We start from the raw sequence: 20,886 nt of genomic DNA on the forward strand, positions 1-20,886 counted from the left end.
CAAATAGAAAAATTCAATCGCGACATTCACCTCATTGGTGAATTTCACCGAAATTCACTCTAAAGTTCCGCCAAAGCCTAGCGATCGAATGCAGCCTTCAACAATTTTCGGGTGTAAGGATGGGCCGGTCTGTCGAAGATATTCGCGACCTCTCCTGCCTCGACGATCGCCCCGTCCTGCATCACCACCACCCTGTGCGCCATCGCGCCGATCACCTCCAGGTCGTGGCTGATGAACACGTAGCCCAGGTTGTACTTGCGTTGCAATTCCGTCAACAATCTCAACACCTGTTGCTGGATCGACACGTCGAGCGCACTGGTCGGTTCGTCGAGCACGATCACACGCGGCTCCAGCACCAGCGTGCGCGCAATGGCGATACGCTGGCGCTGGCCGCCCGAAAACTCGTGCGGGTATCGTTGCAAGGCGGTGCGATCGAGGCCCACTTCACGCAGCACGCCGACGACGCGCTTGCGCCGCTCCTCGCTGGAGAGATCGGGCCGATGCAGCGCGAGCCCCTCCCCCACGATGCGCTCGATGGTCTGGCGCGGAGAAAGCGAACTGAACGGGTCCTGAAAGACAACCTGCAAATGCGAGCGCAACGACAGCCTGTCGCGGCCCTTGTAGCTCGCGATCGGCCGCCCCTGGAACTCGACGACACCGCCTGCCGTTCGCTGCAATCCCAACATCGCCATCGCCAGCGTCGTTTTTCCCGATCCTGACTCGCCGACGATGCCGAGCGTCTCGCCCTGGCGCACCGCAATGTTCGCGTCGTTCACGGCGCGATAGCGCCCCTTTTGCCACCAGCCGCGAAACCCCGGCAGCTTCGTTGCGAAGTCGACGATCACGTCCTTCGCCTGCAGGAGAACCGGCGCGATCGGCAGGACGGGCAGCACGTGGCGCTCGGGCCGGCTCGCGATGAGCCGTTGCGTATACGGGTGTTGCGGCGCCTCGAAGATCTGCTCGACGCTGCCCGACTCCACGAGCCTGCCCTTCTCCATCACGGCCACGCGCTGCGCGAAGCGGCGCACGAGGTTCAGGTCGTGCGTGATGAGCAGCACCGACATGCCGCGCCGCGCCGCCTCCTCGCGCTGCAGTTCGAGCAGCAGATCGACGATCTGGCCGCGGATCGTCACGTCGAGCGCCGTGGTCGGCTCGTCGGCGAGCAACAGGCGCGGACGGCACGCGAGCGCCATCGCGATCATCACCCGCTGGCGCTGGCCGCCCGAAAGCTGATGCGGATAACTCGACACGCGCCGCCGCGCATCGGTGATGCCCGTGCGCTCGAGCAAGCCCACCGCCTGCTCGTAGGCCGCGCTCTTCGAGACGCCGTCGTGCAGCACGATGGTTTCCGCGATCTGCTCGCCGATCGTGTAGAGCGGATTGAGCGCCGTCATCGGCTCCTGGAAGATCATCGCGACGTCGTTGCCGCGCAGGCCGCGCATCGCGCGCTCGCTCTTTGCGAGCAGATCGTCGCCGTCGAGGCGGATGGTTCCGCTGATCTGCGCGTCCTGCAGGAGGCGCAGCACCGCGAGCGCGGTGACGGTCTTGCCCGAGCCCGACTCGCCGACGAGCGCCACGCGCTCGCCGCGCCCGATCGCGAGCGTGACGTCGTCAACGGCAAGCGTCTCGTCAAAGCGCACGCTCAGGTGTTCGATCGAGAGGAGCGGCGCGGCGGCGTCCTGTGGCACGGCGCTCACTGGTTGCCTCCGGCCTTCATGGCGTCGGAAATGCGCGTGTCGAGCGCGTTGCGTAGCGCGTCGCCGATGAACGTGAGCAGCAGCAGCGTCGCCACGAGCACCCCGAAGGTCGAGAGCGCGATCCACCATGCGTCGAGATTGCGCTTGCCCTGCGCGAGCAGCTCGCCGAGGCTCGGCGTCGGTGCGGGCACGCCAAGGCCCAGGAAGTCGAGGCTCGTGAGCGCGAGAATCGCGCCGCTCATGCGAAACGGCAGGAACGTGATGACCGGCGTGAGGCTGTTGGGCAGCACGTGATGCCAGATGATCTGCCAGTTCGACAGGCCCATAGCGCGCGCGGCGAGCACATAGTCCTGGTTGCGGTTGCGCAGGAATTCGGCGCGCACATAGTCGGATAGTCCGATCCAGCCAAACAGCGAAAGCAGCACGATCAACAGCACGAAGCCCGGCTCGAAGATCGCTGCAAAAATGATCAGCAGATAAAGCTCGGGGAGCGAACTCCAGATCTCGATGAGACGCTGCCCGAAGATATCGACCTTGCCGCCGAAATACCCTTGCACCGCGCCCGCCAGCACGCCGAGCAGCGTGCCGATAGCGGTCAGCACGAGCGCGAACTCCACCGACACGCGAAAGCCATAGAGCAGGCGGGCAAACAGGTCGCGGCCGCTCTCGTCGGTGCCGAGCCAGTTCTGGCGCGACGGCGGCGCCGGGTTCGGCACTTTCGCGAAGTAGTTGAGCGTGTCGTAGTAGTACGGGTTCGGCGGATAGATCGCGAAGTTGCCCGGCGCGTCGAAGCGGTGCCGAATGTATGGATCGAGGTAGTCGGCAGGCGTCGGAAAATCGCCGCCGAACGTGGTTTCCGGATAGTCCTTGAACAACGGGAAATACAGGTGCCCGTCGTAGTGCACGACGAGCGGCTTGTCGTTGCACCAGAGCGGACCCGCGAGACTCGCCGCGAACGCGACGAGAAACACGATCAGGCTCCAGTAGCCAAGACGCTGCTGCCTGAAGCGCAGCCACACGCGGCGGGCCGGTGTGGGGGACTTGAAGGCGTGCACGCTCTCGGTACGCAGTTCGGGCTCGGCGCCAGCGCGGACTCGGTTCAACTCAGCGCTCCAGTTGTTCGAATTGGATGCGGGGATCGACCCACACGTAGCACAGATCGGAGATCAGTTTGGTTAGCAGTCCGATCAACGTGAAGAGGTACAGCGTGCCGAGCACGACCGGATAATCGCGCCGCACGACGGATTCGTACGAAAGCAGCCCGAGCCCGTCGAGCGAGAACAGCGTTTCGATCAGCAGGCTGCCGGTGAAGAACGCGCCGATGAACGCCGCCGGGAAGCCCACCACGAGCGGCAGCAGCGCGTTGCGAAAGACGTGCTTCCAGAGCACGGTGCGCTCCGAGAGGCCTTTCGCACGCGCGGTCAGCACGTATTGGCGGCGGATCTCTTCGAGAAAGGCGTTCTTGGTCAGCATGGTCGTGACGGCGAAACTGCCCACGACCGAGGCCGTCACGGGCAGCGTGATGTGCCAGAGATAGTCGAGAATCTTGCCGCCGAGCGAGAGCGTCTCCCAGTTGTCAGAGGTGAGATTGCGCAGCGGGAAGAGCTGCAGGAACGAGCCGCCGCCGAACAGCACGAGCAGCAGCACGCCCAGCACGAAGCCCGGAATCGCATAACCGACGAGCACGACGAGACTCGTCACGAGGTCGAACCGGGAGCCGTTGCGCACCGCCTTCGCGATGCCCAACGGCACCGATATCAGATACGTGAGAAAGAAGGTCCAGAGGCCGATGCTGATCGAAACCGGCAGCTTGGAAATAATCAGCGACCACACGCTCTGGTGATGGAAATAGCTCTGTCCGAGATCGAAGCGCGCAAAGCGCCCGAGCATCAGGAAATAGCGTTGCAGCGGCGGCTTGTCGAAGCCGTAAAGCTGCTTGAGCTGCGCGATCTGCTGCGCGTCCACGCCCGAATGCGCGCGCATGCCGAACGGCATGCCCTGCTCCGCGCCCCGCCGCAATTCGCGCACCGCCTGTTCGACGGGGCCGCCGGGCACGAACTGGATCACGCCGAAGGTCAGCGTGAGCACGCCGAGCAGCGTCGGGATCATCAGCAGCAGGCGCTTGACGATGTAGCTCCACATGATTCGTTGCTCCCGTCGTGTCCGTTGTCAATGACCGGCCGCTTGGGGCTCGGGCTGCGGCTTGAACCACCACGTCGAGATGATCCAGTCGTTCGCCCCATAGTACAGCGGCAATTTCGCCGGATACGCCAGCGTGTTCTTGAACGCCACCCGGTGCGTCGCGCTGTACCACTGCGGCACCACATAGTAGCCGTGCATCAGCACCCGGTCGAGCGCATGCGTGGCGTCGAGCAATTGCTGGAGCGTCTGCGCCTGCGTGAGCGCCTTGAGGATCGCATCGACGGCCGGCGACTTCAGGCCGAGCAGATTGCCCGAGCCCGGCTCGTCGGCGGCCTTGCTGCCGAAGCGGTCGACCTGTTCCGCGCCCGGCACCTGGACGTCGGGGAACTTGATGGTCGTCATGTCGAAGTCGAAGGCATCGAGCCGCTTCTGGTAGAGCGCGAAATCGACCGAGCGATAGTTCACCTGGATGCCAAGGCGCCTGAGCGCCTGCGTGTACTGCGCCATGATCGGCGCCCACTGCGCCGAAGCGCTCGTATCGTCGAGCACCTCGAACGTGAACGGTTCGCCCTTCTCGTTGCGCAGCGCGCCGTCGCGATAGGTCCAGCCGGCCTCGGCGAGCAGCGCGCGCGCCTTGAGCAGATTCGCGCGCAGCGAGCCCGGCGGGGTCGTATCGGGCTGCAAGGGCGGCGGCCCGAACACGGCGGGATCGAGCGACTTGCGCCACGGCTCGAGCAAGGCAAGCTCGCCAGGCGATGGCAGACCCTTCGCCTGCAGCTGCGTGTTCGCGAACCAGCTGTCGATGCGGCGGTACTGGCTATAGAACAGCATGCGGTTGAGCCACGGGAAGTCGAGCGCGAGATCGAGGGCGCGGCGCACGCGCACGTCCTGGAACACGGGCTTGCGCAGATTCATGACGAAGCCCTGCATGCCCGTGCCGTTGTGCTGCGGAAATTCTTTCTTGATCAGCTCGCCGCTGTCGAAGCGCTTGCCGACATCGCGCCGCACCCAGTTGCGCGCGACGTATTCGACGAGCGCGTCGTACTCGCCCGCCTTGAAGGCCTCGAGGCGCGCCACGTCGTCCGAATAGAGCTTGTAGGTAATGCGCTCGAAGTTGTTGGTGCCCACGCGCACCGGCAGGTCCTTGCCCCAGTAGTTGGGGTCAAGTTTGTAAGTGATCGTGCGGCCGTTCGAGTAGCGATCGATCATGTACGGGCCGCTGCCGATCGGTTGCTCGAACGCGAGCTGATCGAAGGCGATGCGGCTGCCGTCCGGGCGCAAGCCCCACTTGTGCGAGAACACCGGCATGCCGCCCGCGATGAGCGGCAGCTCGCGGTTGTTGCTGCGGAACTCGAAGCGGATCGTCGCGGGATCGACCACCACCGCGCGCGTGATCTCGCTGAAATACGCCTGCATGGAGGGCGCGGCCTGGTGGCTCTTGAGCGTGTCGAGCGAGAACTTCACGTCTTCGGCTGTCACCGGATCGCCGTTCGAGAAGCGCGCCTTCGGGTTGATGTGGAACGTCACCGAAAGCGCGTCGGGCGCGATGCGGATGTCGTCGGCGAGCAAACCATAGGCCGACGCCACTTCGTCGAGGCTCCCCGTCGTGAGGCTCTCGAACAGCATGCCGAGCCCCGGCGCCGCGTTGCCGCGCAGCGTGAACGGGTTGAACTTGTCGAAGCTCGTGAGTCGGTCGGGATTGGCGAGGACGAGCGTACCGCCCTTGGGCGCATCCGGATTCACGTAGTCGAAGTGCGCGAAGCCTTGCGGATATTTGGGCTCGCCGTACTGCGCGATGGCGTAGACCGCGTGCGCGCACGGCATGGCCAGCAGGCCGCATGCGAGCGCCAGCCCCATCGCCGCCAGCCTTTTGGCAAGTGCGAGCCGAGCCGCAGGAACGGTTGCCCCAAGCGCGCCAAGCGCCGTCCTGCCTCGCGTTCCTGTCGTCATAGATCGGTAATTGTCCAGGCTGCCTTGTCAGTTGTGAGAGAATTCTACCCAAACCACGCGGCGCCGCCCCCACTGGCGCTGGCGCATTGACCTGATTTAGGAGAATTCATGGGCTTCCTCGCTGGCAAACGCATCCTGTTGACCGGCCTGCTGTCGAACCGTTCGATCGCGTACGGCATCGCGCAGGCATGCAAGCGCGAAGGCGCGGAACTGGCGTTCACGTACGTCGGCGACCGCTTCAAGGACCGTATCACCGAGTTCGCGCAGGAATTCGGCAGCGACCTCGTGTTCCCCTGCGATGTGGCCGACGACGCACAAATCGAAGCGCTCTTCACGAACCTCAAGCAGCACTGGGATACGCTCGACGGCCTCGTCCACTCGATCGGCTTCGCGCCGCGCGAAGCGATCGCGGGTGACTTCCTCGACGGCATGACGCGCGAGAACTTCCGCATCGCGCACGATATTTCGGCATACAGCTTCCCGGCGCTCGCCAAGGCCGCCAAGCCGATGCTCGCCCAGAACGCTTCGCTGCTGACGCTGACCTATCTCGGCGCGGAGCGCGCGATTCCGAACTACAACACCATGGGCGTCGCGAAAGCCGCACTCGAAGCGAGCGTGCGTTATCTCGCGGTGGCGCTCGGGGCGCAAGGCGTGCGCGTGAACGGCATTTCCGCCGGTCCGATCAAGACGCTCGCGGCAAGCGGCATCAAGGGCTTTGGCAAGATTCTCGACTTCGTCGAGCAGAACGCCCCGCTGCAGCGTAACGTGACCATCGAGCAGGTCGGCAACTCCGCCGCGTTCCTGCTCTCCGATCTGGCTGCCGGCGTGACCGCCGAGATCATGCACGTCGACTCGGGCTTCAACGCCGTGGTTGGCGGCATGGCCGGCCTCGAGTAAGCCTCTCTTCGCGGCGTCGTTGCGCGCACAACGGCAAGAATGCAAAAGCCGCCCACTGGGCGGCTTTTCTTTTGGCGCGACGCCTGGTGTGCGATGCGCACCGTGTCACGCGCATCACGCCGGCAACGAGCCTCGCGGCTTAGTGCCAATGTCCCGGAGGACCACCGTGGTCGCGGTCGTAGTGGCCGCGGCCCGGACCGCCATAGCCGCCGTGGTGGCGATACCAGTCGTCGCGCCCCCAGTAGCGGCGGCCATCCCAGTAACGATCGCCGTGCCAGCCGATGACGATGGCCGGCGGCGCCGCATAAACAGGCGCCGGCTGATAGACGACCGGCGGAGGCGGCGGCGCGTAGACCGGTTGCGGAGCGACATAGACCGGGGCCGGAATACCGATGTTGACACCAACGCTCACGCCAGCCATAGCAGCACTCGATGCGCCGATAGCCACGCCCCCGAGCAGCATTGCAACAACACGTGGGAACTTCATGGACTCACCTTTCGGGTTTGATGTTTTGTTGAAGCCAATATAACGCACGGCTTTCGCCCGCGTATTTCAAACTTGTAATAACTGATGCACAAACCTGGCCTGCGTTCGATGTCGTTACGTCTCGTTACACTGGGCGGCGGATGGCCAACAGCGCCGGGGAGAATAGCATCGCTTGCGCCGGTGTGCAGGAGACTCCGCACGACTCGCGAAGCCTGTTCCATTTATCGGCGCCTCAATGCAAAACCTTTGTCCGCGAGTGCGCCACCACATTTTACCTGGCATTCCTGAGGACACTTGCAGCACCTATTCCCTCCCTTCGAACGACGACTCATTGCTTCCTCAGATGGAGCAATTTACGCTCCGGAAAAACAAAAACCCCGCAAGCCGAGACTTGCGGGGTTTCGCCGCCATTACTGGCGGAGACGGAGGGATTCGAACCCTCGATCCAGGTTTTGGCCCAGATGCTCCCTTAGCAGGGGAGTGCCTTCGACCTCTCGGCCACGTCTCCCGAAAACTTCGTTCGCGCCAGGGAGGCAACGCAACGAAGCCAAGATAATAGCGGGTTAGCGCCTTCCGGTCAATTCATACGACGCTTTTTTGCAAAGTTTTTTCTGCAAGCGCACAACCAACGTCATGCGCGGCATCGCGAAGCGGAATTGAGCGGAAAAACCGCGTCACACCCTCGTCACACAAACAAAACGCTGCACAAAAACAGCGCGATTTACGCGTGCTCGAGGTCGAACGCCTTGTGCAGCGCGCGCACCGCCAGTTCCATGTACTTCTCGTCGATCAGCACCGAGATCTTGATTTCCGAGGTCGAGATCATCTGGATGTTGATGCCCTCTTCCGAGAGCGTGCGGAACATCTTGCTCGCCACGCCCACGTGCGAGCGCATGCCCACGCCGACCACCGAAACCTTCGACACCTTCGCGTCGCCGAGCACCTTCTCCGCGCTCACGTGGCCCTTCACCTGGTTGTTCAGGACGTCGATCGCGCGCTGGTAGTCGCCGCGCGGCACCGTGAACGTGAAGTCGGTCTTGCCGTCCACGCTCTGGTTCTGGATGATCATGTCGACGTCGATGTTCGCGTCCGCCACCGGGCCGAGGATCTGATACGCGATGCCGGGCTTGTCGGGCACGCCCATCACGATGATGCGGGCCTCGTCGCGCTGGAACGCGATACCCGAGATGACTGCTTTTTCCATGGTCTCGTCTTCTTCAAAAGTAATCAGGGTGCCCGAGGACATTTCCTCGTCGAGGTTCATCATCGGGTCGGTCAGGCTGGAGAGCACGCGCGTCTTCACCTGATACTTGCCCGCGAATTCAACCGAGCGGATCTGCAGCACTTTCGAGCCGAGGCTGGCCATTTCCAGCATCTCTTCGAACGTAATGCGGTCGAGACGGCGTGCGTCGTCGACCACACGCGGGTCGGTCGTGTAGACGCCGTCGACGTCCGTATAGATCAGGCATTCGTCGGCCTTAAGCGCCGCTGCGACTGCAACCGCCGACGTATCCGAGCCGCCGCGGCCGAGCGTGGTGATGTGGCCTTCCGGGTCGATGCCCTGGAAGCCCGTGATCACGACCACCTTGCCGTCGTCGAGATCGGCCAGCACGCGCTCGCCGTCGATGTCGTTGATGCGGGCCTTGGTAAACGAGCTGTCGGTTTTGACCGGCACTTGCCAGCCGGTGTAGCTGATGGCGTCGACGCCTGCTTCCTGCAGGGCGATCGACAGGAGGCCGACGCTCACCTGCTCACCGGTCGACGCAATCATGTCGAGCTCGCGCGGGCTGGGCTGCGGCGAAATTTCTTTCGCGAGACCGAGCAGACGATTGGTTTCGCCGGACATCGCCGAGGGCACGACGACCATCTTGTGGCCGGCCTTGTGCCATTTGGCGACGCGCTTGGCGACGTTCTTGATGCGCTCGACCGAGCCCATCGAGGTGCCGCCGTATTTGTGTACGATGAGTGCCATTGTCGTTCTGAACTGGAGATGTTACCGCGCTGGCGCACTGAAGAACCGGGCCGCCCGGACGCCTTGGGGCCACGGCGGCGGCTTCAGCGCGTGCAGCACGCGCGGGGTTTTGCCTCAGGGGCGCGAAGGCCGGCGCATCGTATAGACGCGCGCTGGTGCCTTGCACTCGCGCCCTGCCCGCATGCCGCTACGACGTCCCTGCAACCGTCGGATACCGCTCGAAGGAAAAATCGCGCCTTCACGAGACACGCCGCTTTTGACGGCGTCCGCGAACGCGAAAAAGCGGGCTGGACAAACGACTTACACTACCCGATTGACGCCCAAATTACAAGACAGAACACGCTTGCGGATGCCGAAAAAGGCTTGCGCCGCAAGGATTTGCGGGGGAACGATCACCCTTCCATTGGAGGACTGGACGGTGTCTTCGCATGCGCATTCAAGCGATCAGCAGATCCTCGCGCCATTCGATGCGACGCCAGGCCGCGCCAGGTTCGCCGCGTGTCGCACCGAACGCCGACCGGTTCACGCCGATACGGGGCACGAACAGCAAAGTCTCGCCCACATAGAGCAACGGCACGTCGCGCTCCCATGCAGGCACGCCGCGCGTCTGGAACAGGTTCTTGAGCGTGCGGCTCACGTTCGCGGCTTCGTCGCGCAGGCGCTCGCCGCCGCTGCGCTCGCGCGCGACGAGCGGCGCGCTCGCGAGCACGCGCTCCGGAACGGCGTCGGCATCGTCGGGAGCGGCGGGCGCGAAGACGTAGGTCCCGCGCCATGCCGGCAGCCGCCAGACTTCCTCGCCGCGCCAGGTCAACGACACGGGCGCGCGCGCATGAGCGGCGCCCTCGCCTGCGCGTTCGTCGCGCGCGCGCACGGCTTCCCACGAGACGATGCCGCGATACACGCGCAAGCGGTGTCCGGCGTGATCGACGCGCAATGCGTGACCGCTCACATCATCGCGCGCAATCTCGCGCAACTGCCGCAACATATCCGCAAGCCGCGCCGTCGATGCCGCCGGCAGGCCAAGCGCGCGCATCCAGTAACGCAGCACATTGAGCGCGCGCGCATCGTCGAGCGCGAGCAGCGCGGTGTGTGAGAGCGCGCGATCGCCCTCGCGTCCAGCGTCGCGCAAATCGATGCGCGCGAGATCGTCGAGCAGACGCTGCGAAGAAGCCGCATGCGCCGCCGTGCGCGCGAGCGCATCGCGATAACCGGGAAAATGGGCCGAGAGCGCCGGCATCACGTCGTGACGCAAGGCGTTGCGCGCGTAGCGCGTGTCGTCGTTCGATTCGTCGTCGATCCAGTGCAGGCCGTGCGCGCGGGCATAGCGCTCCAGTTGCGTGCGCAACAGCGCGAGCAGCGGCCGCATGCGCGCCACGCCATTCACGCTCGCCCGTGCGGGCGCCATCGCCGCGAGCCCCGCGAGCCCGGCGCCGCGCAGCAACTGCAGCAGCACCGTCTCCGCCTGATCGTCCGCATGCTGCGCGAGCCAGAGCGCCTGCACGCCGTGCGCCGCGCACATCGCGTCGAGCGCGCGGTAGCGCGCGTCGCGGGCAGCCGCCTCGACGCCGGCCGCGTCGTCGCGCGCCAGCTCTACGCGCCTCGCGTCGAACGTCACGCCATACGCGTGCGCAGTCGCCTCGCAGTGGGCAAGCCATGCGTCGGCATTCGGGCTCAGGCCGTGATGCACATGCAGTGCGACGAGACGCTGCGCTCCGGCCGCCCGCACCGCGGCGTCCAGCAGCACGGACGAGTCGAGCCCGCCGCTATACGCGATCGCGATGCGTGCGTCGTCGGCAAGCGTGGAAAGCACAACGCCGAGCGCATCGAGAACGATGCGCCCGGCGTCGGATTCGGGATGGTCGGTCACAGCAGGACCGCAGACGTCGAGGAGCGTTGGCGTCGCGCGCCTTACGCGCCCGGCGTCGTTTCCTTGAACTTGCCGTAGGCCATCAGGCGCTCGAAACGGCGCTGCTTCAGGTCGGCGATGCTCATGCCCTGGAACTGGCGCAGCGAGTCCGCAAGCGCACGGCGCAGCAGCGCGGCCATGCCCTTCGGGTCGCGATGCGCGCCGCCGAGCGGCTCGTTCACGATCTTGTCGATGAGGCCCAGCGCCTTCAGACGGTGCGCCGTCAGGCCCAGCGCTTCAGCGGCTTCCGGCGCCTTCGCGGCGCTCTTCCAGAGAATCGACGCGCAGCCTTCCGGCGAAATCACCGAGTAGGTCGAGAACTGCAGCATCATGACGGTATCGGCCACGGCCACGGCGAGCGCGCCGCCCGAACCGCCTTCGCCGATGATCGTCGTGATGACCGGCGTCTTGAGTTCGGCCATCACGTAGAGATTGCGGCCGATGGCTTCCGACTGGCCGCGCTCTTCCGCGCCGATGCCCGGGTACGCACCCGGCGTGTCGACGAACGTGAAGATGGGCAGGCCAAACTTCTCGGCGAGGCGCATCAGGCGTTCGGCCTTGCGATAGCCTTCCGGGCGCGGCATGCCGAAGTTGCGCGCGGCGCGCTCCTTCGTGTCACGGCCCTTCTGATGGCCGATCACCATGCAGGCCTGGCCATTGAAGCGCGCGAGGCCGCCGACGACGGAAAGGTCGTCCGCGAACGAGCGGTCGCCATGGAGTTCGTGAAAATCGGTAAACAACTCGTGCACGTAGTCGAGCGTGTACGGACGCTGCGGATGACGCGCGATCTGCGAAACCTGCCACGGGCTCAGGTTCGCATAGAGGTCCTTCGTGAGCTGCTGGCTCTTCTTCGACAGCCGCTCGATTTCTTCCGAAATATCGACGGCCGAATCGTCCTGAACGAAGCGCAGTTCTTCGATCTTCGCTTCCAGTTCAGCGATCGGCTGTTCGAAATCCAGAAACGTGGTCTTCATGTGTGGGAATCCTTCACTTTGCGGCAGCGCGTATTCTAACCGCGCCAGCCCGCGCCGAAATCGGCTCAGAACTATCGATTTCTTCGATCGATAGCATTTTTCTTAGTCACTGACGACTGCCCCGGGCCTCACGACGGCTCGAGGCTGCGCCACATATACCAGGTCGCGACGGTACGCCACGGCTCCCAGTTGGCCGCGACTTCGCGCGCTTCGCTGCGCGTGACCGGCTCGCCACTGAAATAGTTGACGCTGATCGCGCGGATCAGGCCCAGATCGTCGAGCGGCAGCACATTCGGGCGCGCGAGATTGAAGATCAGGAACATTTCGGCGGTCCAGCGGCCAATGCCGCGAATCGCCGTGAGCTCCGCGATCACGTCTTCGTCGTCCATCGACGTCCACTTGCCGACGTGCAACGCACCCGAAACGAAATGCTGCGCGAGATCGAGGATGTATTCCGTCTTGCGTTTCGAGAGGCCGCACGCGGCCAGCTTTTCGTGACCGAGTTTGAGGAATTGCTGCGGCACGAGCTTTGGGCATGCGGCTTCCACACGCTGCCAAAGCGCCTGCGCCGCCGCCGTCGAAATCTGCTGGCCGACCACCGAGCGCGCGAGCGTGACGAACGGATCGTCGCGGCTCAACAAATGCACGGGGCCGAACTTCGGAATCAGCTTCTTGAGAATACGGTCGCGCTTGACGAGGTCCGCGCAGGCCTTGTCCCAATAGTCGGGACGCTGCACTTCGAACTCGAGATCGCCCAGCGCGTTCGCCGCGGGCTCCACGGCTTCGAGTGCCGCCGGACCATTGGAGAGCGCAGCCTCGATGGCCGCGCCGTCGAGCACTTCGTGCGAGCCGGACGCGCCGTTGGTTTTCCCACGCGCCGTCTTCGCAGCCGCCTTTGTCGCTGCCTTGCCGCCCGCTCCATTGAGCGCACGCTTTGCACCTGCGGGTGCGCCCGCAGTTCCGCCCGTTAGCGACGCAGACCGCCTGGTCTGCGTCTTCGTGGCCGTTGCCATCCTGCCTCCTGCCTCGCGAATCGATCAGTGGAAACTGGACAGCCCGCTTACACGCGGCGCCACTCGGTCAACCCGCCCGGTTTGTCTTCGAGCGCGACACCGGATTCGAGCAGTTCGGCCCGAATCCGGTCCGCCTCCGCATATTGCTTCGCCTGCTTGGCCGCCGTGCGCGCCGCGATCTTTGCTTCGATCGCTGCCACGTCGAGCGCGCCTGCATCTTGTGCGCCCGCGGCCTGTTGCAGGAACACGCGCGGCTCGCGCACGAGCAGCCCGATCACACGTGCGAGGCGCTGCAGCTGACGCGCGAGCATGGCGTCGCGCGTGCGGTTCACCTCGCTCGCGAGTTCGAACAGCACGGCGATCGCCACCGGCGTGTTGAAATCGTCGTTCATTGCCGCACGAAAACGTTGCGCGTACGGCTCGTTCCAGTCAAGCTCGCCCGCGTCCGGCGCCACGTCCTTCAACGCGGTGTAAAGACGCGTGAGCGCGTTGCGCGCGTCGTCGAGATGCGCGTCGCTGTGATTCAGCGGCGAGCGGTAATGCGCGCGCGCCATGAAGAAGCGCACCACTTCGGCATCGTACTTCGCCAGCACTTCGCGGATCGTGAAGAAGTTGCCGAGCGATTTCGACATCTTCTCGTTGTCGATATTCACGAAGCCGTTATGCATCCATGTATTGACGAACGTCTTGCCGGTCGCGCCTTCGCTCTGTGCGATCTCGTTCTCGTGGTGCGGAAACTGCAGGTCCTGGCCGCCGCCATGAATGTCGAAGTGCTCGCCGAGCAACGTGCAGCCCATGGCCGAGCATTCGATATGCCAGCCCGGACGCCCGCGTCCATACTTCGAGTCCCAGCTCGTGTCGGCCGGCTCTTGCGGTTTTGCCTGTTTCCACAACACGAAGTCAAGCGGATCCTGCTTGGCATCGTTCGTCGCCACACGCTCGCCCGCGCGCAGGTCTTCGATCGACTTGCCCGAGAGCGCGCCATAGTTCGCGAACTTGCGCACCGCGTAGTTCACGTCGCCGTCCGCACCCTGGTACGCGTAGCCGTTGCGCTCGAGCTTGCCGATCATGTCGAGCATCTGCGGGATGTACTGCGTCGCGCGCGGCTCATGATCGGGACGCTCGATGCCGAGCGCGTCCGCGTCTTCGTGGAGCGCTGCGATGAAGCGGTCGGTGAGCTGCTTGATCGTCTCGCCGTTTTCTACCGCACGACGAATGATCTTGTCGTCAATATCGGTAATGTTGCGCACATAGGTCACGTTGTAGCCGATCGCGCGCAGCCAGCGTTGCACGATATCGAACACCACCATCACACGCGCATGCCCGACATGACAATAGTCGTACACCGTCATCCCGCAGACGTACATACGCACGACGCCGGGCTCGAGTGGCACGAAATTTTGCTTGTCACGCGCGAGCGTGTTGTAGATGCGCAGTGATTCCATAAAGGCGATGGATACGTGGGTCGAAAGAAATCCGCGGCGGCGCCGACCGCAGCCAGCGGGTGATGCCCGCATTGCTCAGGCTGCTGTCTGTCGGCGTCCGGACTGCAACCAGGTTGCTATCGGGGCGGAGACGACCACGAGTGGCGTTGGAAAGCCCGGCGACTCGCGCAGCGCGCCCGGAATGCGAATGAAACGGGCGAGGGACAAAGCGCGCGACGAAAACGCACAGACCTTTTGTTAGAATGGCTCGGAGTATAACACCGCGACCTCACCCTATGAAACCTTCCAGCGGCCGCGCGCCCCGTGCTGCGACCCTTGCCGCGTCGGCTCTCTCGAGCGTCGCGATCGTGCTGTGCAGTGTCAGCATCGCGCATGCCGCGCCCCCGGCGACCTCCGACGCGACGCCCGGCGCCGACGCCGCGATCAGCCAGCACGACTGGGCTGGCGCGCTCAGCCAGCTCGACGCGCGCATCAAGACGAACCCGCGCGACGTGCAGGCGAAGTTCAAGCGTGCGACCATTCTCGCGCGCCTGAACCGCGACGACGACGCGATCGAGGCGTTCACCGAACTCACGCAGCTCTACCCCGAATTGCCCGAGCCTTACAACAATCTCGCGGCGCTTTACGCGAAGCATGGCCGCTACGACGAGGCGCGCGTCGCGCTCGAAACCGCGGTCAAGGCGAACCCGTCGTACGGACTCGCGTGGGAAAATCTCGGCGACCTGTACCTGCGTCTGGCCGACGCGTCATACCGCCGCGCGCAAACGCTTGGCCATGCAAGCGCCACCACGCAGCAGCGCCAGGCCGACATCGCGAAGATCATCTCGCCGCCGCCCGCGCAAAAGAAGTCGGCCGCCGCAGCGGCTGAAGGCGCATCGGCCGCGAGCCCGTCGGCCATCGTGCCCGCGCTCAGCAACCCCGCGTACCAGTTCGGCGGCTCGACGGGGTCGCTCGCGATGCCGCCTTTCGTGGCGCCGTCGAACTAACATCTGGCGCGCAGCGTGCGCGCCCCGACACGTTTTTCCCGCACTTCCGAGGATACTCATGAAATGGTTGATGTTGGCGCTCGGCAGCGCCGCCCTGATCGCGAACGCACCCGCCTTTGCGCAAAACGGCCAGCCGGCCGCCGCGCATCCGCAAGTGCTCTTCAAGACCAGTGAAGGCGACATTCGCGTCGAGCTCTATCCGGAGAAAGCGCCGAAGACCGTCGACAATTTCCTGCAGTACGTGAAGGCTGGCCAGTACAACGGCACCATCTTTCATCGCGTGATTCGCGGTTTCATGATCCAGGGCGGCGGCTACACGCAAAGCTTCGTCGAGAAGCCCACGCGCGCGCCGATCGCGCTCGAGAGCAAGAACGGCCTGAAGAATCTCACGGGCACGATCGCGATGGCGCGCACGAGCGACCCGAATTCGGCCACCGCGCAGTTCTTCATCAACACGGTCGACAACGCCGGCCTCGACTATCCGAACCCGGACGGCAACGGCTATGCCGTGTTCGGCAAGGTCACGCAAGGCATGGACGTCGTGAAGAAGATCGAAGCGGCGCCCACCACCTCGCGCGGCCCGATGGCCGACGTGCCGCAAAAGGAAATCGTGATCGAGTCGGCGACCGTCGTCGGCAAATAAGCACGCCGGCAACACGCCAGTTAATCATCGACTAACCGGGCGGCAGCGCCGCCCTCACCCGTCGCACGTCGCGGCGCCGGCACACGCGTTGGGCAACACGCCCCGCCTCTTGCCGATGCAGCGACGTTCATTCCCCCAGCCACAGGCAAAGGAACCCATCATGGTCGAACTGCACACGAACCACGGCGTCATCAAGCTCGAACTGAACGCCGAGAAGGCCCCGAAGACGGTCGCCAACTTCCTCAACTACGTGAAGAACGGCCACTATGACGGCACGGTGTTTCACCGTGTCATCGACGGGTTCATGATCCAGGGCGGCGGCTTCGACGCCGGCATGAAGCAGAAGCCGACCGAAGCGCCGATCGAAAACGAAGCGAACAACGGCCTGAAGAACGAGCGCGGCTCGATCGCCATGGCGCGCACCAACGACCCGCATTCGGCGTCGGCACAGTTCTTCATCAACGTCGCCGACAACGACTTCCTGAACCACTCGTCGCCGACGCCGCAAGGCTGGGGCTACGCCGTGTTCGGCAAGGTCGTGGAAGGCCTCGAAGTGGTCGACAAGATCAAGAAGGTCAAGACGGGCTCGAAGGGCTTCCATCAGGACGTGCCGGTCGACGACGTCGTGATCGAGAAGGCTGTCGTCGCCGAATAAGCTTCATACAACTCTCACGCCCCCCCTTCATCGATGCTGCAGGAAAAGGCTTTACGACACGCTGCCGCGGGCGTGCCCGGCGAGGGCAAGCGCCCGCACGCGGCTCGTCCGTTTCTGTTCATTTCCGATGTGCATCTGAATGAAGGGATTCCGCGCACGGTCGCCGCGTTCGAGCGCTTCATCCGGGTCACGGCCGATCAGGCCGACTCGGTGTTCATACTCGGCGACCTCTTCGAATACTGGATCGGTGACGACATGCTCACCGATGCGTTCCCCGCGCGCATGGCTGCGCTGATGCATACGCTCTCCGAGCGCGGCATCGCGCTCTACATCATGCACGGCAACCGCGACTTTCTGATGGGCAAGCGCTTCATGAAAGCCGCGGGCGCGATCTGGCTGCCCGACCCCATCGCGATCACCGCGTTCGGCACGCGCCTCGCCCTCGCGCACGGCGACGCGATGTGCACCGACGATCACGGCTATCAGCTCTTTCGCAAGCTCGCGCGCAACCGGCTCGTGCAGTTGCTGTTTCTGGCGTGGCCGTTTCGCTGGCGGCGGGCGATCGCCGAGCGGGCGCGCCGCGCGAGCGAGAACAAACGCAGCGGCCCGCGTCTGCCGAAGTACGACGTCACCGTCAAAGGTGTCGCGGCGCTTTTCAAGCGCGCGCGGGCGAACACCATCGTGCACGGCCACACGCACCGGCCGGCGCGCCACCAGGAGCCCGGCGGCACGCGTTGGGTCTTGCCCGACTGGGATCTCGATCACGGCAAGCCGCGCGGCGGCTATCTGCGCGTGGATGCCGAAGGCTTCAGGGTGCTGCCGCTGGACTGAGGCGCGACGCTTTTACTTTTAGCCCCGCGCTTTTGGCGCCTCGCTTTTAGCACCCGCCTCGCGCCACGCCTCAAACGCGCGCAGGCGCCTTCTCTTCTTCGCGGCTCGACGCTTCGGCTTGCGGCCCGCCGCATTCCAGCCCCTCGGATAGACGCCGCAATTCGGCGAGCGCCGCATCGGCGCCGTGCAGCGCCTCGAGTCGCGCGCCGAGCCGCTCGAGCGCGACGACGATCGCATCGACGCGCTGCGTCTGCGTAGCCGCGTGGTCGATCAGGCCGTGGATCGCGAGCGAAACCGGGTCGTCGGCATTGGGCGTGATGCCATAGGCGCAAAAGCCCTCGCGCGCCGACGCCGGCCTGGCCTGCACCGGCGCGGTCTTCGCGGGCGCGACGACACGCGCGGGGTTGCCCACCGCCGTCGCGCCTTCCGGCACCGGCTTCACGACCACGGCGTTCGAGCCGATTTTCGCCCCGGCGCCCACCGTGAAGCCGCCGAGCACCTTTGCGCCCGCACCGACGATCACGCCCGGACCCAGCGTCGGGTGGCGCTTCGCGCCCCGCGTGAGCGACGTGCCGCCGAGCGTCACGCCCTGGTAGATCGTGCAGTCGTCGCCCACCTCGGCCGTCTCGCCGATCACGACGCCCATGCCGTGATCGATGAACACGCGCCTGCCGATGGTCGCGCCCGGATGGATCTCGATGCCCGTCAGGAAACGCGCGACTTGCGAAACGTAGCGCGCGAGCCAGCGGCGCCTGGCGAGCCAGCACGCATGCGCGAAGCGATGCAGCACGAGCGCGTGCAGACCCGGATAACAGGTCAGGACCTCCCATGCACTGCGGGCGGCGGGATCGCGCTCGCGGATCGTGGCAATGTCTTCGCGAAGTCTCTTGAACATGGCAGTCACGCTAAAAACGGGTGAAACATGGGGAATGGCGGCCGCGCGACGCCGCAGCGTACGCGCAAGCGGCGCAACGGCTATTGCAGCCGCGCGCATTTGCTTATGAATTTTTCGCCGGTTTTCAGCCGATTGTAGGCGCAAAGCCGATTCGAGGTCGGAAGCCCCCGTCGGCGGCAAGGTTGGAGCCGGCGCGCACGCAGCCGCGCCGGCGCAGAGGATCAGCGGTTCTCGCCCTTGCCGTCGCCTTTGCCCTTGAGCAGGAGGATGTGCTTGGCGATACCGCGCACGATATTGACCTCCTCGCGCTCGAGCCCCGAGCGGGCGAACAGCCGGCGCAGCCGCGACATCAGCTTCTTCGGGTTGGCGGGGTCGAGAAACTCGAGCGCGATGAGCGCGTTCTCGAGGTGCACGTACATGCGCTCGATGTCGTCGCTCGTCGCGAGCGGCGACCCGGCCGCAGGCTGGGCGGCGCCGCCCGCTCCGCCCGCCGCTGGCAGTGCGGCGGCTGGCGCGCTCTCCCCGAGGTACGCGAGGCGCAGCTCGTAGGCGAGCACCTGGACCGCCTGGGCAAGATTGAGCGAGCTATAGGCGGGATTGGCCGGAATATGCGCAAGCGCGCTACAGCGCTCGACGTCGTCGTTCGACAGGCCCGTGCGCTCGTTGCCAAACACGAGTGCGATGTCGCCGCCGTGCACCGCCTGGCGGCAGGCGTCCTGCACCGCCTGGCGCGGCGCCGCAGGCGGCGGACCGTACTCGCGCGTGCGCGCCGTGAGCGCGAGCGACCATTGCACGCCCGCCAGCGCGTCGGCGAGCGTCGGCACGATGTGGGCGGCCGCGAGCACGTCGTCGGCGCCGCTCGCCATGGCCACGGCTTCCGGGTCGCAGTGGACCTGCGGCACGCGCGGGGCCACCAGCACGAGGCGCGAGAATCCCATGGTCTTCAGCGCGCGCGCGGCCGCGCCGACGTTGCCGGGGTGGCTCGGCTCGACGAGCACGAAGCGGGTAGACGTGAAGCCGCCGCGCAGCGGCTCGTGGGCGTCGCCGGAAGCCGGCGCCGTAGCGTGGGAAGTTGCGTGGGAATCAGGTGAATCGGGGTGCGCCAAGATGGTTCTCTAACCGCGAAAAGGATATTGAAATGTCTATGTTAGCGCGCCCGGCGCCGCGGCGATGCGCGCTCATGCACGTCCTGCCGCGCATGGCCGCCGTGCGCCACGGTTGCCTGGGCGGGCGCGCTGACCGAACGTCCTATCCATAGAAATCCCGATATCCTGCCCGGGGGAAGCCATGGAAACGCCGATACTCGGGTAAAATGGCGGTTTCGCGCGCGTCGGGCGAATCGTGCAGCCGTTTTGCTGCCCGCCAGGCGCCCGGCAAGTCGCTGGCCAACAGCGCCGCCGCGCCCCGCTCTTATCCAATTCGTCTCCGTTGACGGGACAGGTTCCGCAGGTCCGCTCGAGGCCCGCGCCCTGTCCAATCGTTAGACGCTTTTATCTTTTGCACCACCGGCGCGCATCCAGCCTTCGCGAGCGCCGGACAACAAGGATCCTGGCTCATGCATCCCATGCTCAACATCGCTGTCAAGGCCGCGCGCCGCGCCGGACAGATCATCAACCGCGCGTCGCTCGACCTCGATCTCGTGCAGGTCGCGAAGAAGCAGCACAACGATTTCGTCACGGAAGTCGACAAGGCGGCCGAAGCCGCCATCATCGAAACGCTCAAGACCGCCTACCCCGACCACGCCATCCTCGCCGAGGAATCGGGCCAGTCGGAGAACGAGTCCGAGTACCAGTGGATCATCGATCCGCTCGACGGCACCACCAACTTCATCCACGGCTTCCAGTACTACTGCGTCTCGATCGCGCTCGCACACAAGGGCCTCGTCACGCAGGCCGTGGTCTACGACCCGACGCGCAACGACCTCTTCACCGCCTCGCGCGGCCGCGGCGCGTTCCTGAACGACCGCCGCATCCGCGTGGGCCGCCGCGACCGTCTCGCCGACGGCCTGATCGGCACCGGCTTCCCGTTCCGCGAAAAGGACGGCCTCGACAGCTACTGCGAGCTGTTCGCCGCAATGACCAACGCATGCGCGGGCCTGCGCCGCCCGGGCGCGGCCGCGCTCGATCTGGCCAACGTCGCCGCCGGCCGCATGGACGGTTTCTTCGAGCAGGGCCTCAACCCGTGGGACGTCGCCGCGGGCGGCCTGCTCGTGACGGAAGCCGGCGGCCTGATCGGCAACTACACGGGCGACTCGGACTTCCTGCACGTGGGCGAAGTCGTTGCGGGCAACCCGAAGATCTACGCGCAGATGGTGCCGATCCTCTCGAAGTACACGCGCGTGCCGAAGGCGGCGTAAGCGCCATCGCGCGTCGCGGTGCACGCCTTGTTCCACC

General features: G+C 65.2%; 18 protein-coding genes and 1 tRNA gene. 6 read left to right on the forward strand and 13 right to left on the reverse strand.

The genetic code is table 11. The features are described from left to right. Positions 1–77: 77 nt before the first annotated feature. From AB4Y35_RS33760 to AB4Y35_RS33775, 4 genes are read right to left on the reverse strand one after another with little or no spacing between them, the layout of a single operon-like run. Positions 78–1,697, reverse strand: coding sequence for an ABC transporter ATP-binding protein (locus tag AB4Y35_RS33760; RefSeq protein ID WP_368707841.1), 1,620 nt, complete (start codon positions 1,695–1,697; stop codon positions 78–80). After that, complete coding sequence (locus tag AB4Y35_RS33765; protein ID WP_368707979.1) at positions 1,694–2,767, reverse strand: ABC transporter permease; 1,074 nt, start codon at positions 2,765–2,767, stop codon at positions 1,694–1,696. Before AB4Y35_RS33765 ends, AB4Y35_RS33760 begins: the two co-directional genes overlap by 4 nt. A 34-nt stretch (positions 2,768–2,801) precedes the next feature. Then, a complete protein-coding gene (locus AB4Y35_RS33770) occupies positions 2,802–3,839 on the reverse strand; it encodes a microcin C ABC transporter permease YejB (protein ID WP_368707842.1) in 1,038 nt (345 codons plus the stop codon). Between the two features lie 27 nt (positions 3,840–3,866). Further along, positions 3,867–5,696 (reverse strand): extracellular solute-binding protein, encoded by a 1,830-nt coding sequence (locus AB4Y35_RS33775; protein WP_368707843.1) that lies wholly within the window; start codon positions 5,694–5,696, stop codon positions 3,867–3,869. 201 nt (positions 5,697–5,897) lie between these two features. Between AB4Y35_RS33775 and fabI the strand changes: the two genes are divergently transcribed. Next, the gene (gene fabI / locus AB4Y35_RS33780; RefSeq protein WP_368686169.1) at positions 5,898–6,686 is read left to right on the forward strand and encodes an enoyl-ACP reductase FabI; all 789 of its coding nucleotides are present in this window, start codon (positions 5,898–5,900) and stop codon (positions 6,684–6,686) included. Positions 6,687–6,825: 139 nt separating this feature from the next. Here the strand turns inward: fabI and AB4Y35_RS33785 are convergent, their stop codons facing one another. The 7 genes from AB4Y35_RS33785 to cysS form a co-directional block, all read right to left on the reverse strand. After that, entirely contained in the window at positions 6,826–7,173 is a 348-nt protein-coding gene (locus AB4Y35_RS33785) for a hypothetical protein (RefSeq protein WP_342921402.1), read from the reverse strand. A 414-nt stretch (positions 7,174–7,587) separates the two neighbouring features. Next, positions 7,588–7,681: transfer RNA gene (locus tag AB4Y35_RS33790), tRNA-Ser, on the reverse strand. A gap of 213 nt (positions 7,682–7,894) precedes the next feature. Continuing rightward, a complete protein-coding gene (locus tag AB4Y35_RS33795; protein WP_042265048.1) occupies positions 7,895–9,145 on the reverse strand; it encodes an aspartate kinase in 1,251 nt (416 codons plus the stop codon). Positions 9,146–9,581: 436 nt separating this feature from the next. Continuing rightward, a complete protein-coding gene (gene tilS, locus AB4Y35_RS33800; RefSeq protein WP_368707844.1) occupies positions 9,582–11,012 on the reverse strand; it encodes a tRNA lysidine(34) synthetase TilS in 1,431 nt (476 codons plus the stop codon). 41 nt (positions 11,013–11,053) lie between these two features. Then, the gene (locus AB4Y35_RS33805; protein WP_342921404.1) at positions 11,054–12,025 is read right to left on the reverse strand and encodes an acetyl-CoA carboxylase carboxyltransferase subunit alpha; all 972 of its coding nucleotides are present in this window, start codon (positions 12,023–12,025) and stop codon (positions 11,054–11,056) included. 128 nt (positions 12,026–12,153) lie between these two features. Next, a complete protein-coding gene (locus AB4Y35_RS33810; RefSeq protein ID WP_342921405.1) occupies positions 12,154–13,038 on the reverse strand; it encodes a DNA-3-methyladenine glycosylase in 885 nt (294 codons plus the stop codon). Between the two features lie 47 nt (positions 13,039–13,085). Continuing rightward, positions 13,086–14,483 (reverse strand): cysteine--tRNA ligase, encoded by a 1,398-nt coding sequence (gene cysS / locus AB4Y35_RS33815; RefSeq protein ID WP_368707845.1) that lies wholly within the window; start codon positions 14,481–14,483, stop codon positions 13,086–13,088. Positions 14,484–14,758: 275 nt separating this feature from the next. On the opposite strand from cysS, the gene AB4Y35_RS33820 reads away from it, so the two are divergent. The 4 genes from AB4Y35_RS33820 (at position 14,759) to AB4Y35_RS33835 (ending at position 17,598) form a co-directional block, all read left to right on the forward strand. Further along, the gene (locus AB4Y35_RS33820) at positions 14,759–15,469 is read left to right on the forward strand and encodes a tetratricopeptide repeat protein (RefSeq protein ID WP_368686174.1); all 711 of its coding nucleotides are present in this window, start codon (positions 14,759–14,761) and stop codon (positions 15,467–15,469) included. Positions 15,470–15,527: 58 nt separating this feature from the next. Further along, positions 15,528–16,112: a peptidylprolyl isomerase gene (locus AB4Y35_RS33825; protein ID WP_324141487.1), complete on the forward strand. Its 585-nt coding sequence runs from the start codon at positions 15,528–15,530 to the stop codon at positions 16,110–16,112. Between the two features lie 160 nt (positions 16,113–16,272). Beyond that, positions 16,273–16,767 carry a peptidylprolyl isomerase gene (locus AB4Y35_RS33830; RefSeq protein ID WP_368686176.1) on the forward strand — a complete coding sequence of 165 codons (495 nt, stop codon included), beginning with the start codon at positions 16,273–16,275 and terminating at the stop codon, positions 16,765–16,767. Positions 16,768–16,800: 33 nt separating this feature from the next. After that, positions 16,801–17,598 (forward strand): UDP-2,3-diacylglucosamine diphosphatase, encoded by a 798-nt coding sequence (locus AB4Y35_RS33835; protein ID WP_342921408.1) that lies wholly within the window; start codon positions 16,801–16,803, stop codon positions 17,596–17,598. A gap of 70 nt (positions 17,599–17,668) precedes the next feature. Here the strand turns inward: AB4Y35_RS33835 and cysE are convergent, their stop codons facing one another. Continuing rightward, a complete protein-coding gene (cysE, locus tag AB4Y35_RS33840) occupies positions 17,669–18,493 on the reverse strand; it encodes a serine O-acetyltransferase (protein ID WP_368707846.1) in 825 nt (274 codons plus the stop codon). A 221-nt stretch (positions 18,494–18,714) separates the two neighbouring features. Continuing rightward, a complete protein-coding gene (locus AB4Y35_RS33845) occupies positions 18,715–19,521 on the reverse strand; it encodes an RNA methyltransferase (RefSeq protein ID WP_368707980.1) in 807 nt (268 codons plus the stop codon). A gap of 527 nt (positions 19,522–20,048) precedes the next feature. On the opposite strand from AB4Y35_RS33845, the gene AB4Y35_RS33850 reads away from it, so the two are divergent. Next, positions 20,049–20,849 carry an inositol monophosphatase family protein gene (locus tag AB4Y35_RS33850; protein WP_368707847.1) on the forward strand — a complete coding sequence of 267 codons (801 nt, stop codon included), beginning with the start codon at positions 20,049–20,051 and terminating at the stop codon, positions 20,847–20,849. The last annotated feature ends 37 nt before the right edge of the window (positions 20,850–20,886 follow it).

It is taken from the genome of Paraburkholderia sp. EG286A, assembly GCF_040965375.1.
In the GTDB taxonomy this organism is placed as follows: Bacteria; Pseudomonadota; Gammaproteobacteria; order Burkholderiales; family Burkholderiaceae; genus Paraburkholderia.